Source organism: Microcoleus sp. K4-B3, assembly GCF_036704615.1.
Classification (GTDB): Bacteria; Cyanobacteriota; Cyanobacteriia; order Cyanobacteriales; family Microcoleaceae; genus Microcoleus.
The window spans coordinates 49,207-63,994 of sequence record NZ_JAUBSF010000007.1 but is presented as its reverse complement, the minus strand read 5'-3'; the positions used below and the strand labels follow the sequence as shown (position 1 = coordinate 63,994).

Here is a 14,788-nt window from a genome sequence, read left to right as displayed (position 1 = left end):
TCAGCCAAATTTGTTGGTCTGGTGTTTGTAGATTTTGTGACATGAGCGATCGCCTCTATTGACTGTTTTATATTTTAGACTTTAAAGTATAAGTAAAATGTACAGAAAAAAACATGAAAACTGCTCATAAAGCTCCTCAAACTTCCTTGCAACTACGCGACTGGCCGATCGCACACTTACCGGGATTGAGCAAGGAAAACCAATCTCAACTGGAAGAGTGCAGCATCACCACAACCGAACAACTAATTCGCATGACCAAAACACCCGCTGCGAAAGCGTTACTAGCGCATCAATTACAGATTAACATTCAATATGTTAATAAATGGGTAGCGATGGCAAATTTGGCTCGAATTCCGAGTGTAGGGTGTCAGTATTGCGGGCTGTTACTTCATGCGGGGGTTGCTTCTCCGGCTCAATTAGCTCAAATGCCCGTGGAGAGATTGCACCAACAAATATTAAGACTGCACGTAGCGACAATGCAGCGCAATGACTTGACTCCTTCGGTCGATCGCGTGCAAAAATGGGTTCAACAAGCTAGATTAGTCAGTAGTCATTAGTCATTAGTCATTAGTTAGCAGTCATTATTATGTCTCTTCAAGTTTACGGAATCCCGAACTGCGGAACCTGCAAAAAAGCTTTCCAGTGGCTCAAAGATAGCGATGTTAATTACGAGTTTATTAACACAAAAGAACAGCCGCCGACTCGCGAAACAATTCAAAGCTGGGTAGCTGCTTTGGGTTTTAAACCTATGCGAAATACTTCCGGTCAATCTTATCGCGCTTTGGGCGATGACAAAAATAATTGGACTAGCGAACAGTGGGTGGAGGCTTTTGCTAAGGATGCGATGCTGCTAAAACGTCCTCTGTTCGTTAAAGATGGAACTGCTGTTTTAGTAGGTTTCAAAGAAGACACAATTCGAGAAAAATTGGAGCTTTCAAAGGGCTGAGTTCAGCCTGTTGTTCGCCGCAAAAACTTAAGTTCGCCCACATCATCTGAGAAACCCCAACGCTCGTAAAACGGCATCATGTTCGGCAAACAATTAAGATAAAAATGCTCGACAGCTTGCAGTTCAGGATGACTTAAAACAGCATCCATCAACTTCGCACCCCGTCCCATCTTTCTGTGTGTCGGCTTGATGATGACATCAAAAATCATGGCTCTGTATACGAAATCGGTAATGACGCGGCTAATACCAATTAGTCGATCGCACTCATCGACCAAACCAATGATAACATCAGTAGAAGCCAGCATTTTCACAACATCCTCCCGCGTCCGCTTGTCGCTCCAAAACTCGTTTTTGTACAAATCCATCAAGTCGGAAACCTGGCTGTCAGTCAAAGTTTCGACAATTCGGTAGTTATCCATTTTATCGGTCATACTCTACTTTACCGTAATCTAGTTTAATTGCGCGATCGGCTAAATCAAAATAGCGGTCATCGTGACTAATCACAAACACCGTTTTCCCCCGCCGCTTCAACTCCGGTAGCAACTGCTTGTAAAAAATCTCCCGGAAAAACGGATCTTGATCCGAAGCCCATTCATCAAACAAATAAATCGGTCTATCTTCCAAATACGCCGTCAGCAAAGCCAGCCGCTTTCGCTGTCCCTGAGACAAAGCCGTAGTTGACAAAACTCCATCTTTCACCTGAACTTTATTTTCCAAATGAAACTCTCGCAAATATTCAGCCGCCTGCTTGTCCAAATCGTGATTAGTCATCCCCAAAAGCCTTTCAAACAGATAGAAGTCCGAAAAAATCGCAGAATAATGCTGTCTGTACCACTCTCTATTTTCATCAGTAATTGGCTGGCTATCTAGGAGAATTTCTCCCGATTCAGGAATGTACAAACCAGTGATAAGCTTAGCTAAAGTAGACTTGCCGCTACCGTTACCGCCAATTATAAACACCAATTGACCCGGATGAAACTTCAAATTCAGCTCGCCCAAAATAAAATTGCTGTCTTCTTTTTCTCCCGGATAGCTGTGAATTACTCGATTTAACTCCAGCGTCTCCCACTTAGCCGTGTCAGGCAGTTTAACCGTTGAATTTATCTCAGCTTGACTCGCCAAAGCTAATCCCATTCTCTCTATCTTTTCCACAGAAGTATTAGCCCGAAAAATCGCCGGCAACCTTTGCAAAATATTTTGAAACGGAGACATTAAATAGGTACTTGTCAGAATGTAAGCTGACAAAACAGGTGTAGAAACTGGCACAAATTTCGGCAAAGCAAACAGCAGCAAACCCATCAGCATAAAAAATAACAACTGACCCACTCCGATCGCAACTGCACCAGTATTCAAAGCAGTGACGTTATAATCGCGGGAAGCATCAGCACTCACCTGCAATTCTTCCGTAAAAAACTCTTGGCGGCGCAAGGAATGCAGTTTAAGTTCCTTAATTCCATCAGTAATACTGCGAAAATGCTTAAATAATATATCTTGTTCTTCTCTGGCTAAATCGAAGAATTTCCGCATTTTGTTGAGCAACAACTGCACCGTCCCAATCATCAGCACCAGAAAACCAAATACAACGACAAAAACCGTACCAGAAATCGTGCTTAAATAAGTTAAGCAGCCGACAACAACGGCGATATCAACACAGAGAAAAGGAATCAAAAATATAGTATTAGAAAGCGTTCCCACATCATCAGTCAAAGTTGCCAGCAAGCGGTTAGCGCCCAACTCTTCCAAATTCCGCAAAGGAGTAGACAAAATCCCGCGACTCAAACTCAGACGCAAATTATAAACCGCTTCTTGAGAAAGGTAGATTAACAAAAATTGCGATATGACTCCGGCGACGAGAGCCAAAACTGCTAATCCGGCAAAATACCAGACTAAATTCTGATTTGAATTGTCGCTGATTGCCCGATTAATTAGGGAAATTAACATAGCGCTGCAACCGCCGCTGATTAAGCCTGTGAGTATGGCGATGGAAACATTTAACCAAGAAGCCTTTAATAGTAACCAAATTACATTCATCTAATTTTACTCTTAATTTAAATTTTGAAACTCAGGTGCAAACCCACCCAATCCCCGACTTCTTGGTAACAATCTCGATTACAACTGAATAAATTTGATTCCAAACCCGGGTCTCTTGATATTCGCATCCCCCAATAGCATTAATTTTCTTCTTGTACTTCCGTTTCCTGGATTTCAAATACTACTTTTACATAAATCTCACTCATCGACATTTGCACTCCCACCGAAGCAAAAGAAACTGTTGCTGTTTCTCCCTCATATTCCCTAAATAACCACTCATTCGATTCAGTTTTAATATACTGTTCGACCAAAAACTCATATTGGCTCACTAATACATATTCCCGCAATTCAGGAATCGAGCGATAAAACCGAAACTTATCCTCTTTATCGAAATTATTGGTAGACTTAGAAAGCACTTCCACAATGAGCATCGGATTGAGGATCTCATCACTCCGTCCCTCGTTAAAAACTGGCTCTCCTTCAATAACCATCACATCCGGGTAAGTTCCCCGTCGGTACCGAGGAATCCACAACCGCAAATCGTTGTGAAAAAGCTCATAGGGCTGCCCCTCAAACAAATTTCCCAAGACTCTACTCAAATTTCGGATAATCCGGCTGTGATTAATACTACCCCCACTCATTTGTACAATTTCTCCATCGCGGTATTCATTTCTAAACTCAGCAGTTTCCTCTAACTCCCGGTACTCATCTGGAGAATAAAACTTTTCCTTACTTTGTACTAACATTGTTGCCTCTGTACTAACCTTTATCTGCGTTAATCTGCGTTAATCTGCCTACATCTGCGGTTAAAAATCATAATTGACAGTATATCACACCAAAAAAGAAACGCCCAACTTCACAAAGTAAAGCTAGGCGCGTTTCAATATTTCAAAACCAGGTAAACTTAATCCCGGCGAGACAACAAATTAGATTCAACTTTCGCTGCATAAATCGGTATAACATGACTCAATGCTGACTGCAACATGGGAGTTTTGGTGACAGAATCGTTTGCTAAATTAAACAAAGGATTAGACAAAATTCCCGCCAAACTGGTCGCAACTAACGTGAGTACAACGCTGACCTGCAAAGGCCGCATTCCCTGAAGATTCCAGCGAACTTCGGGATAATTTTTCACCGCTTCTGACATCTCTTGAGGTTCCTTCACTACCATCATCTTGACAACACGGATGTAGTAGTAAATCGAAACCACAGTAGTAATTAATCCCAGGATAACTAAGCCGTAAAGTCCAGCTTGCCAGCCGGCCCAGAACAGATAGATTTTGCCGAAAAATCCAGCCAGGGGCGGAATTCCGCCGAGAGAAAGCAGGCAAATACTCAACGTTAAAGTTAGCAGCGGGTCTTTTTGATACAAACCCGAGTATTCGCTAATTTGGTCGGTTCCAGTCCGCAGGGAGAACAGAATGATGCAGGCGAAAGCGCCCAAGTTCATAAACACGTAAACCAACAGATAAAATATCATGCTGGAGTAACCGGCTTCTGTGCCTGCAACCAAACCAATCATTACAAAACCGGCTTGGGCGATCGACGAATAAGCCAAAAGCCGCTTCATGCTAGTCTGGGCGAGGGCAACCACATTTCCCAACACCATGCTGAGAATGGCTAAGGCCGTGAATACGAAGTGCCACTGTTCGGTAAGTGCGGGGAAAGCACTTGTTAACAAGCGGATTGCTAGGGCAAAACCGGCTGCTTTGGAACCGACAGAAAGGAAGGCAACAACGGGTGTAGGAGAACCTTCGTAAACGTCAGGAGTCCATTGGTGGAAGGGAACCGCAGAGATTTTGAAGGCGATTCCGGCGATCGCAAAAACCAAAGCAATCACCAAACCGAGAGATTGACCTTCATTCACAGTAGAAAGGTTAGCTGCGATCGCACTTAACTTAGTTTCGCCGCCCGACAACCCGTACAGCAGCGAAAGCCCGTAGAGAAACACCGCCGAAGAAGACGCCCCAATTAACAAATATTTCAAAGCAGCTTCATTGGAACGCGGGTCGCGTTTTGTGTAACCCGTCAGTAAATAAGACGAGATACTCAGAGTTTCCAACGAAATAAAAATCATCACCAATTCATCAGCGCCGCTGAGGAACATTCCCCCCAAAGTAGCGGTTAGCAAAATGCCGATAAATTCCGCCAAAGCAGTACCAGTTTGCAGTACATAGCGGACGGATATCAAAATAGTGACAGCCGCAGTCAAAGCGATAATGCCACGAAACACTAAACTCAAGGCATCGCTGTTAAAACCGCCTAGAAACGAGATGGTATCAACGTTGTCCCACTGCAAAAACAAGGCAGCGACGGCGGCCAGCAAACCCGCAACGGCAGCGTAGGGAGTCCAACCCGAGGAACTGCGGCCTACGATTAAATCGCCGACGAGAACCACCAAGAGGGTGATGATGACAATTCCCTCTGGCAAGATAGTTCCAGCATTTAGCTGGGCAGCAAGAGTAGCAAAATCCATATTTTCAGGCAGGTTGGGTAGTACAAGCCGCAAAGGCTGTAATGGGCTGTGAACTTGTAAAAATTCTTTACCAAACACAGATTGTAGCGGATTAGAGCTTCGCAAGCCGAGTTGGGTGGGTGTTTGTTGCGGGGGAGTGGATACTCGGTAGCGGTTTTGCATACATTTGCGGGCATTGTAGAGATTGCCGACCGAAAGCATCCAGGATACAAGCCCCCGGATTCATCCGTCCAGAAATAAAAAACCTGTATCCGATAAAGGAGCCCCCGAATTTATCCGTGGGGTCAATCCTTCAATTCTAAAATCTCAAATCTCAAATCTCAAATCTAAAATCGATTGACTGATGTCACCGGCGGCTATCGTCGCGATCGACCATAACTGCCACAATGTAGAAAGTTAAACCAGTAATTCGGCATGACTGACTCGCTAAGTGCCTACAAACTGCAGATTCTCAATGAGTTCAACAACCGCCCCGACTACGAGAATGAATTTCACAAACAGGCTGCAACTCGGTTAGTAAAATTGATAAAAGTGCGATCGAGCAAGCTTGTTCTAGATATCGCCACCGGAACAGGTTTAGCGGCGATTGCGGAGGATGCACTTAGGTCGATCGGGCTCAAGAAAATATGAGTCGCCTTTTCTACACCAGGAATGCTCTAGATAGTATGTCTAAACTACTCAATTACATCTGTATCTTTATTATTACCTGCTGGCTGCTGTTTGCTTGTCATTTTCGGGAGCCTCTAAAAGTAAAACGTCCTCCCCTAAAAGTATCTTGTGTTCCTTTTGTTGGCTATACACCTCTCATCATTGCTCAAGAGAAAGGATTCTTCAAAGCGCAAGGAATAGACGTGAAACTGAGCTATGTAGACTACTCACAATTGCAAGACGCGGATTTCAGTGCAGGGAAGTATGATGGGATCGGATTGACCTTGGGCGATTTTATCATCTTGAGTGCCACAAATCCTGATATGCAAGCTGTGATGGTTGTGGATGAATCGACAGGTGCAGATGTGGTAGTCGCGCAATCGGAGATTAAAACAATCCCTAACTTGAAAGGAAAAAAACTTGGTGCACATCTAGGCAGCTTTAGCGAAGTTTTCGTTACTGAGATGTTGAAAACCTCTAAGCTGACGAGCGATGATGTTAGGCTGGTTAAAGTCGAGGCTTTAGAAGTTCCCGAGCGCTTACAAAACAATGCTATTCAAGCAGGACACACTTGGGAACCGCATCTTTCTGAAGCATTAAAATTAGGCGCGCATATCCTCTTTACCAGCAAACAAACCCCAGGCTTAATTTTAGATTTGGTCGCGTTTCGGGGTGAGGTGATACGCGATCGCCCCGAAGATATTCGCGCCTTTGTGCGAGGCTGGCTTCAAGGCTTGTCTTATTGGGAAACAAATATTCCCGAAGGCAACGAGATCGCGAGCAAAGCGTTGAATATTCCCAGCAAGACAATCTCTTTCGAGGGAATAGACCTCACTGACTTTGCAGAAAATCAAAACTTCTTTCAATCAGACAGTCCTAATTATATCTCCAAAAACGCCAAGAAATATGGGGACTTTTTTATTCGCACGGGCAATGTGACACGCCTTCCCAATCTAGAAACCTTGTTCAATTCTTCTTTCTTAACCCCCCCCTACTAGCCTGAAACCATGAAGCGCTCCTTTTTCAACAGCATCTTTATTATTATAATTACCTGCTGGCTGCTGTTTGCTTGTCATTCTCCGGAATTTCTAAAAGTAAAACGTCCTCCCCTGAAAGTAAGTTGTATCTCTTTTGTTGGCCATAGACCTGGCATCATTGCTCAAGAGAAAGGATTTTTCAAAGCGCAAGGGATAGACGTGGAACTGAGCTATGCAGACTACTTACAATTGCAACAAGCAGATTTCAGTGCAGGGAAGTATGATGGGATCGGATTGACCTTGGGAGATTTTATGATCTTGAGTGCCACAAATCCTGATATGCAAGCTGTGATGGTTGTGTCTGAATCGACAGGTGCAGATGTGGTAGTCGCGCAATCGGACATTCAAACAATTCTTGACTTGAAAGGAAAAAAGCTTGGTGCAAATCTAGGCGGCTTTAGCGAAGTCTTCGTTAGTGAGATGTTGAAAATCTCTAAGCTGACGAGCGATGATGTTAGGCTGGTTAAAGTTGATGGTTTAGAAGTTCCCCAGCGCTTACAAAACAATGCTATCCAAGCAGGCCACACTTGGGAACCGCATCTTTCTGAAGCATTAAAATTAGGCGCGCATATCCTCTTTACCAGCAAGCAAACCCCAGGCTTAATTTTGGATTTGGTCGCGTTTCGGGGTGAGGTGATACGCGATCGCCCCGCAGATATTCGCGCCTTTGTGCGAGGCTGGCTTCAAGGCTTGTCATATTGGGAAGCAAATATTTCCGAAGGAAACGAGATCGTGAGCAAAGCGTTGAATATTCCCAGCAAGACAATCTCTTTCGAGGGAATAGACCTCACTGACTTTGCAGAAAATCAAAACTTCTTTCAATCCGACAGTCCTAATTATATCTCTAAAACCGCCAAGAAATATGGGGACTTTTTTATTCGCACGGGCAATGTGACGCGCCTTCCCAATCTAGAAACCTTGTTCAATTCTTCTTTCTTAACCCCCCCTCCTAGTCTGAAACCATGAAGCGCTCCTTTTTCAACAGCCTCTTTATTATTACCTGCTGCCTGCTGTTTGCTTGTCATTTTTTGGAACCTCTAAAAGTAAAACGTCCTCCCCTGAAAGTAAGTTTTGTCCCTTTTATTGGCTATATACCTGTCATCATTGCTCAAGAGAAAGGATTCTTCAAAGCGCAAGGGATAGACGTGGAACTGAGCAATGTAGACTACTCAATGCAACAAGCGGATTTCAGTGCAGGGAAGTATGATGGGATCGGATTGCCCTTGGGCAATTTGATTATATTGAGTGCCACAAATCCTGATATACAAGCTGTGATGGTTGTGGATGAATCGACAGGTGCAGATGTGGTAGTCGCGGAATCGGATATTCAAACAATTCTTAACTTGAAAGGAAAAAAGCTTGGTGCAAATCTAGGCGGCTTTAGCGAAGTCTTCGTTACGGAGATGTTGAAAACCTCTAAGCTGACGAGCGATGATGTTAGGCTGGTTAAAGTCGATGCTTTAGAAGTTCCAGATCGCCTACAAAACAAGGCTATCCAAGCAGGGCACACTTGGGAACCCTATCTTTCTGAAGCATTAAACTTAGGGGCAAAAATTTTGTTTACAAGCAAACAAACCCCAGGCTTAATTTTGGATTTGGTCGCGTTTCGGGGTGAGGTGATACGCGATCGCCCCGAAGATATTCGCGCCTTTGTGCGAGGCTGGCTTCAAGGCTTGTCTTATTGGGAAACAAATATTCCCGAAGGCAACGAGATCGCGAGCAAAGCGTTGAATATTCCCAGCAAGACAATCTCTTTCGAGGGAATAGACCTCACTGACTTTGCAGAAAATCAAAACTTCTTTCAATCAGACAGTCCTAATTATATCTACAAAAACGCCAAGAAATATGCGGACTTTTTTATTCGCGCTGGCAATGTGACGCGCCTTCCCAATCTAGAAACCTTGTTCAATTCTTCTTTCTTAACCCCCCCTCCTCGCCTGAAACCATGAAGCGCTCCTTTTTCAACAGCATTCGTACAAAGTTAATCGTGTCGTTTCTCCTCGTTGCTCTAATTCCGTTGCTGCTGTTAGCATTTATCAACAAGCAGACAACTCAAAAGGCATTGACCGACAACGCACGACAAGCCCTATCTGCGGCGGCTAACGAAACCGCTTACAGAATAGATGGGTTTATCGATGCGAATCTCAATGCCGTGCGCGTAGAAGCGATTTTACCAGGTTTGGCCGCCTATCTGGGCCTACCTCCAGAACGGCGGAATGGTAGTCCCCAAGAGATGTTAGCGACTGAAACCTTAACCCGGCTCAGTCGCAAAGATATGCTTAATATTATCTCCTATGCCTTGCTCAACTTAAAGGGACGGAATGTACTAGATACGAATACACCGGATGTTGGACGAGATGAATCCGGTCAAGATTACTTCCAAGAACCGCTCAAAACTCAACTATCTTTTGTTTCTAGTATTAGGCAATCGCCGACAATTCCCAAGCTCGTGACGCTCTTCTTTAGCAGTCCTGTTCGCGATGCGAAAGGAAATATATTGGGTGTATTGCGGGTGACATACAATGCCACATCTGTCCAGCAGTTGGTGACTAGGGAAACTGAACGTGCAGGTGCGAAATCGTTAGCAGTTCTTTTAGATGAACACTATATCCATCTGGCACATAGCACTACACCTGAACTCCTTTTCAAATCGATTGTGCCTTTGTCACCCAATGTTGTAGCGAAACTGCAACGCGAAGGACGTTTGCCTAAGACTCTAACCAAAGAACTTGCAATCAATTTGCCCGACCTCAAGCAAGCATTAGACACTAAACAGCCCTATCTAACCACACGATTGGCAACTACGGGTAATAATGAGTTGAGTCTCTTAGCGATCGCCCACCTGAAATATAAACCTTGGTCAGTTCTTTTCGCACAGCCCATTGCCGTTGCCCTAGCACCTGTAGAAAAACAAATACGCGATGCACTTATTTTATTAGCAATCATCGCCGGAATTGTAACTATCCTCGCTTTGGCGATCGCACAACTATTAACAAAGCCTGTGATTTACCTCACCCAAGCGGTTGCCCAGTTTACGGCGGGTAACTTAGATATGCGTGTGAAGATGCGATCGCGAGACGAAATCGGTCTCCTGGCACGATCCTTCAACAGCATGGCGAGGCAACTCCAAGAATCCTTTGAAACCCTAGAAGACAAAGTTCAAGAACGAACAGCAGAACTCGCTAATGCTAATCAGGAAATCATTACCCTCAACGAAAAACTCAAAGTAGACAACCTCCGCTTAGGTGCAGAAGTGAATGTGGCCCGTCAGATCCAGCAAATGATTTTGCCCAACCCTGATGAACTGGAAATTGACGGACTAGATATCGCCGGATACATGGAACCCGCCGATGAAGTAGGAGGCGACTACTACGACGTGCTACAGATCGATGGTGTTGTCACACTGGCGATCGGTGATGTCACCGGACACGGCCTCGAAAGCGGCATTCTGATGCTGATGGCGCAAACCTCAGTTCGCACTCTGCAAGAGATTCGTGAACTAGACCCCGTTCGATTCCTGGATGTACTCAACCGTACCCTCTACAAAAACGTACAGCGCATGAATTCTGAGAAAAGTCTGACGCTGGCGATTTTGAGCTACTCCGAAGGACTGATTAGTATCAGCGGTCAGCATGAAGAAACGCTAGTTGTGCGAAAAAATGGAGAGGTTGAGCGCATCGACACGATGGATTTAGGCTTGCCGATCGCTTTAGATGATGATATCGCACGCTTCATCAGTCACATCCTGATTGAGCTAGAACCTGGAGATGGCGTGGTGCTATATACTGATGGCATTCCAGAAGCCTATAACATCGGCAAAAAGCAGTATGGACTTAAGCAACTGTGTGAAGTGATCGGTCAAAATTGGCACAAGTCTGCTGCAGAAGTTAAGGATGCGGTGATTGTAGATGTACGGCAACATATCGGTAAGCAGAAAGTGTTTGATGATATTACGTTGCTAGTCTTTAAGCGGCAGGCTGACGTTACTGAAAAGGGAAATTTAGTTAATATTATTTCTCCAAAACTATGCTACAATCAAGCTGAAAGTTTGAGGAAGACTTTATGAAAGTAAACTACCAAGAAAGAATTGATTTAACAGCAGACGAGTTAAAAAAAATTCTGTCGCAGGAGCGAACTCTAGCTAATCGACAAAAAATTCAGGCACTTTATTGGTTAAAAGCTGGAGCGAGTCAAAGCCTTACAGATGTAGCTGAACGTTTAGGTGTACATAGAATTACTGTACATAGATGGTTAAAACAATATAGTGCTGGCGGTCTGCAAGAACTGTTAAAAATACGGCAACCGACTGGTAGACCCCGAGTAATTCCCTCAGCGGTAATAGCCGGACTTTCACAAAAGTTAAGTGAAGAATCCTGTGATTTTAAGACTTATAAAGAAATTGGTCAATGGGTAGAAGATAACTATCACGTATCAGTTAAATATCAAACATTACACAAGCAATTACACTATCGCATGAAAGCCAACTTAAAGGTATCGAAGCGTTTGAGAAAAAAAGATCGCTAACCTAATCCGCATTTAAATAAATTGCACGGTCAAATAAATTTTCACTCTGGTGGGGAGTAGGGGTTGGGCAGGATATCCCGCCCTCAACATACAATTTAAATGCAGTACAGCTTAGGCAGGTATCGAGTAAAAAACTAAAAAATTTTCTCAAAGTAGCTTGCTGGTTAGAGTCTCCTAAGCTGTCGCGCATTTAAATTGCATATTCGACGCGGGCGGGACACCCCACTCATTGTTTGATTGTTTTTTGACAGACAATTTAAATGCCACAACAGCTTATGACTTCTACAGCTTATATAGCAATCCTAAATGATTTGCTTGCATTATACGCGAGCTTTCTGGCTCGCACTGCAAGGATTCTGGTCTCGCTCGATTTGGCGACTGATGCGAGGATTGCTATAGAACTCCTTGTTAGCTGGCGGGTTGAGATTACCAACTGATAATAAGTGGCAATTCCGGTCGAAAATCAACCTGTTGTCCCTGCACTTCTCCATCAAAACCAAGCTCGACAAAATACTCGGTTCCTATCCGTAACTTTACCTGATTTGTGTCAAGCACTGCTTGCATTTCAGGTGACGGATTATTGGCAGCAGGACTGACTAATTCTACACGAGTAATTTCGCGTAAACCAACACCATGCTCCAAAGGCTGTGACTTATCAGCAGAGTATCGATCGGGACGTTTACCAAAGGGAATTTGGAAAAGCATGGGCTCAGTCAAGACATCACTATTTGTAGCCACCGCTATACTGATTGTTTCAGGTAAATAAGGTGCACGATAGGCCCAACTAGAAAATGCAATTGTGTCATCAGAATCTTTGGCTGAACGCAAACAGATGCCAAACGGACACGCACCATTATTCCGATTGGTCGATCGCTCCCAAAGACGAGTCTGATGAATTGGCTCAGACTGCGCCTCTTCTGGATCGTGAATCCATAGCAATTCCAACATTGCGTTATGGAAAAAGAAACAGCGATTGGCTGTACCTTGTCCGCGATGTGTTCTAGAGGAGCCCTCGACTAAACCGAAGGATGATAAACGATTAGCTTCCGAAGCACCAATATCAGTAAGGATGAAAAGATGGTCGAATTCAAATGCCATAAAAGTTATCTGTTAAATTGCATCCAACTACTTTACTTGTAGGGTGTGTCGCCATGCAAAATCCGTAAAAAAGATCGACAATATCTCTACAATAATTGTTTGGGATTCCACATAAATTGAGAACGATATCCAATAATTACATTATCGATAAGATTAGAGTTCGTATTTTCTTCGGATACATGGTAGTCAATATATCCTCGCTGATACCAGCAGACATTCTCTGCTAACAAAAGCTCTGTCGGCTTGCCTCTAACTGCCTCGGGAAAAATTCTATCGACCCATTCCCGAGCAGTCTGTAGGCTCAATTTTCCATCGGTTCCTGTTGGATAAATGACCGCTGCATAGGGAGATTCAAGTTCATTTTTCTGAGGAAACAGCAAGAACAAGTCAATCGTTGATAATTCACCAACCAACTCAACATATCCCAGTTCCGCACCCCGTACATGCAGGCAGTGGTAATAGTATGCAAGATGCCAGGATGCAACTCGAATCATTTCAGGGTCATCATAGTTACCCAATTCAATTAACAGCGGTTCAAGGGCTGCAACTTTGCAGGATTCATCTGTCGCAGCAGCAAGAGCAAGCCCTACACGCCCCATATCAATCAGGCGGCGAACCGCACCAGCATCCCGCCTAAACCGTTCATGGGCATCAAACGCTAAGTTGCAAGGAAAGTAGCAAATATAAGGTTCTGGTTCTGGTGAATTCTCTAAAATATCCAACAACCATTCTTTGGCATCAAAACCTTGTTTCGGAATAGCGCCCCAGAACGCGCCTGCTACCCCTGGGCGATCGAGTTCCTTGTGGTAAATTAACTGCATCATCTCGTCAAGTGGTGGTATTCCAATAATCGCTTGTTGGTTGCGCTCATAATTTTCATCAATATACCATTCCCAATATTCATGTTTTTTGACACTCTTACCATAAAAAATACCAATCTGATAAGCAGTACAAGCCCTAATTAGCAGGTCAGCATCATCTAGCATTTCTAACAAATTTCTCCCTACTTCTTGCCAAGTCGAATCATAAGCACCCAAGAAAACTTGTGCTGCTAATATCGCCTTTTTTGTAGGAATATCTCGCTCTTCTGAAGCAGCCAATTGGTCTAACCATTCGAGAAATAAGCGGTTATAAGGTGGTTCTTTTGCCAAGAACTGGAAGCCATAACAAAAATTCTCAAAGATGTTAGGCTTATTTAGAGTTTGGGCTGCGATCGCCTCACAGATAGATTTCATGCGCCTGTCGATCGGTCTTGGCTGGTAATCGTCGCAATTAGATCGTTGCGACTGTTCTATTTCTAGAGCATAGATTAGCTTGTTAATTGCCCTGTCCCAAATCTGCCATTCTTTATGTTCAAGCAAAGCAATAAATGTTTCAAAGATTGTATCCCACTCATTTGAGCTGTAGGGAAAATTGAGTGAAATGTCTAACAGTTTAATTGGGTCGCTGTGACTTTGGGGTGAGAAAGTTTCTGGGGTGAATATTTGTTCTCGAATCGATTTAATACTTGGCTGAGAACCCTCTTCTTGAATCATAGCACTCAAAAGTGTTTTTCAGATACTGGCTATGGCTAAGCTAACACAGCCTGACGCTGTTGTTACTACTGTCGATCGCTCCCAAAGCGAGACAAGATACAAATGTTGGGTTTGTGTCGTCAAATATTGTCGCTTAGTGCGTCGCTCGATCGATTGTCGCTCTTTGTTTGAGGATGGTAGATGGCGACACACCCTACGAATACGATCGAAGATTTACGCCATCTTGCCTAGTGTTTATAATAACCCGCTCCCAAAATGGTATCAAGAATTAGTCCCACAATATCTGATGTTAGCTTGTGAGCGCGATCGACCCTTTCTGTAAATGCGCTCGACTATTTGACCAATTCTCGATCGCATTTCAAGTCTTTTTTGCAGGGAAACCATCAAATCTTGCCCAATCTCAAATCTAAAACCTAAAATCTACAATTGAGGAACCATCCGCCCGCATCCCGCAGTCTCAACATCCAGTTAGCGACAATTCTGCTAAAGTCAG

At 43.9% G+C, this 14,788-nt stretch carries 15 protein-coding genes; 9 read left to right on the top strand and 6 right to left on the bottom strand.

The features are described from left to right. Window positions 1-113: 113 nt before the first annotated feature. Both QUA78_RS05830 and QUA78_RS05825 read left to right on the top strand, forming a co-directional pair. The gene (locus QUA78_RS05830) at window positions 114-557 is read left to right on the top strand and encodes a DUF4332 domain-containing protein (RefSeq protein WP_333303189.1); all 444 of its coding nucleotides are present in this window, start codon (window positions 114-116) and stop codon (window positions 555-557) included. A gap of 29 nt (window positions 558-586) precedes the next feature. Further along, window positions 587-946 (top strand): Spx/MgsR family RNA polymerase-binding regulatory protein, encoded by a 360-nt coding sequence (locus QUA78_RS05825; RefSeq protein ID WP_333303188.1) that lies wholly within the window; start codon window positions 587-589, stop codon window positions 944-946. A 2-nt stretch (window positions 947-948) separates the two neighbouring features. Here QUA78_RS05825 and QUA78_RS05820 read toward each other — a convergent pair whose 3' ends face one another. The 4 genes from QUA78_RS05820 to QUA78_RS05805 form a co-directional block, all read right to left on the bottom strand. Next, window positions 949-1,377 (bottom strand): GNAT family N-acetyltransferase, encoded by a 429-nt coding sequence (locus tag QUA78_RS05820; protein WP_333303187.1) that lies wholly within the window; start codon window positions 1,375-1,377, stop codon window positions 949-951. After that, window positions 1,367-2,977 (bottom strand): cyclic peptide export ABC transporter, encoded by a 1,611-nt coding sequence (locus QUA78_RS05815; RefSeq protein ID WP_333303186.1) that lies wholly within the window; start codon window positions 2,975-2,977, stop codon window positions 1,367-1,369. The genes QUA78_RS05820 and QUA78_RS05815 overlap by 11 nt, the downstream gene beginning before the upstream one ends. Before the next feature lie 140 nt (window positions 2,978-3,117). Then, window positions 3,118-3,723, bottom strand: coding sequence for a Uma2 family endonuclease (locus tag QUA78_RS05810; protein ID WP_333303185.1), 606 nt, complete (start codon window positions 3,721-3,723; stop codon window positions 3,118-3,120). Window positions 3,724-3,881: 158 nt separating this feature from the next. Continuing rightward, window positions 3,882-5,453, bottom strand: a complete 1,572-nt coding sequence (locus tag QUA78_RS05805) for an NAD(P)H-quinone oxidoreductase subunit N (protein WP_333303202.1) — start codon at window positions 5,451-5,453, stop codon at window positions 3,882-3,884. Between the two features lie 414 nt (window positions 5,454-5,867). On the opposite strand from QUA78_RS05805, the gene QUA78_RS05800 reads away from it, so the two are divergent. The 6 genes from QUA78_RS05800 to QUA78_RS05775 are packed head-to-tail and all read left to right on the top strand — an operon-like array spanning window position 5,868 to window position 11,662. After that, a complete protein-coding gene (locus QUA78_RS05800; protein WP_333303184.1) occupies window positions 5,868-6,083 on the top strand; it encodes a hypothetical protein in 216 nt (71 codons plus the stop codon). A gap of 35 nt (window positions 6,084-6,118) precedes the next feature. Then, window positions 6,119-7,099: an ABC transporter substrate-binding protein gene (locus QUA78_RS05795; RefSeq protein WP_333303183.1), complete on the top strand. Its 981-nt coding sequence runs from the start codon at window positions 6,119-6,121 to the stop codon at window positions 7,097-7,099. Window positions 7,100-7,108: 9 nt separating this feature from the next. Then, window positions 7,109-8,104 (top strand): ABC transporter substrate-binding protein, encoded by a 996-nt coding sequence (locus tag QUA78_RS05790; protein WP_333303182.1) that lies wholly within the window; start codon window positions 7,109-7,111, stop codon window positions 8,102-8,104. After that, window positions 8,101-9,087, top strand: a complete 987-nt coding sequence (locus tag QUA78_RS05785) for an ABC transporter substrate-binding protein (protein ID WP_333303181.1) — start codon at window positions 8,101-8,103, stop codon at window positions 9,085-9,087. Before QUA78_RS05790 ends, QUA78_RS05785 begins: the two co-directional genes overlap by 4 nt. Further along, entirely contained in the window at window positions 9,084-11,204 is a 2,121-nt protein-coding gene (locus QUA78_RS05780; protein WP_333303180.1) for a SpoIIE family protein phosphatase, read from the top strand. The genes QUA78_RS05785 and QUA78_RS05780 overlap by 4 nt, the downstream gene beginning before the upstream one ends. Next, window positions 11,201-11,662, top strand: coding sequence for a helix-turn-helix domain-containing protein (locus QUA78_RS05775; RefSeq protein WP_333303179.1), 462 nt, complete (start codon window positions 11,201-11,203; stop codon window positions 11,660-11,662). The genes QUA78_RS05780 and QUA78_RS05775 overlap by 4 nt, the downstream gene beginning before the upstream one ends. A gap of 426 nt (window positions 11,663-12,088) precedes the next feature. Here the strand turns inward: QUA78_RS05775 and QUA78_RS05770 are convergent, their stop codons facing one another. Beyond that, the gene (locus QUA78_RS05770; protein ID WP_333303178.1) at window positions 12,089-12,760 is read right to left on the bottom strand and encodes a VOC family protein; all 672 of its coding nucleotides are present in this window, start codon (window positions 12,758-12,760) and stop codon (window positions 12,089-12,091) included. Between the two features lie 86 nt (window positions 12,761-12,846). Continuing rightward, on the bottom strand, window positions 12,847-14,295 hold the full coding sequence (locus tag QUA78_RS05765; protein ID WP_333303177.1) for a hypothetical protein: 1,449 nt from the start codon (window positions 14,293-14,295) through the stop codon (window positions 12,847-12,849). A gap of 31 nt (window positions 14,296-14,326) precedes the next feature. On the opposite strand from QUA78_RS05765, the gene QUA78_RS05760 reads away from it, so the two are divergent. After that, window positions 14,327-14,617, top strand: a complete 291-nt coding sequence (locus QUA78_RS05760; RefSeq protein WP_333303176.1) for a hypothetical protein — start codon at window positions 14,327-14,329, stop codon at window positions 14,615-14,617. Window positions 14,618-14,788: the final 171 nt, after the last annotated feature.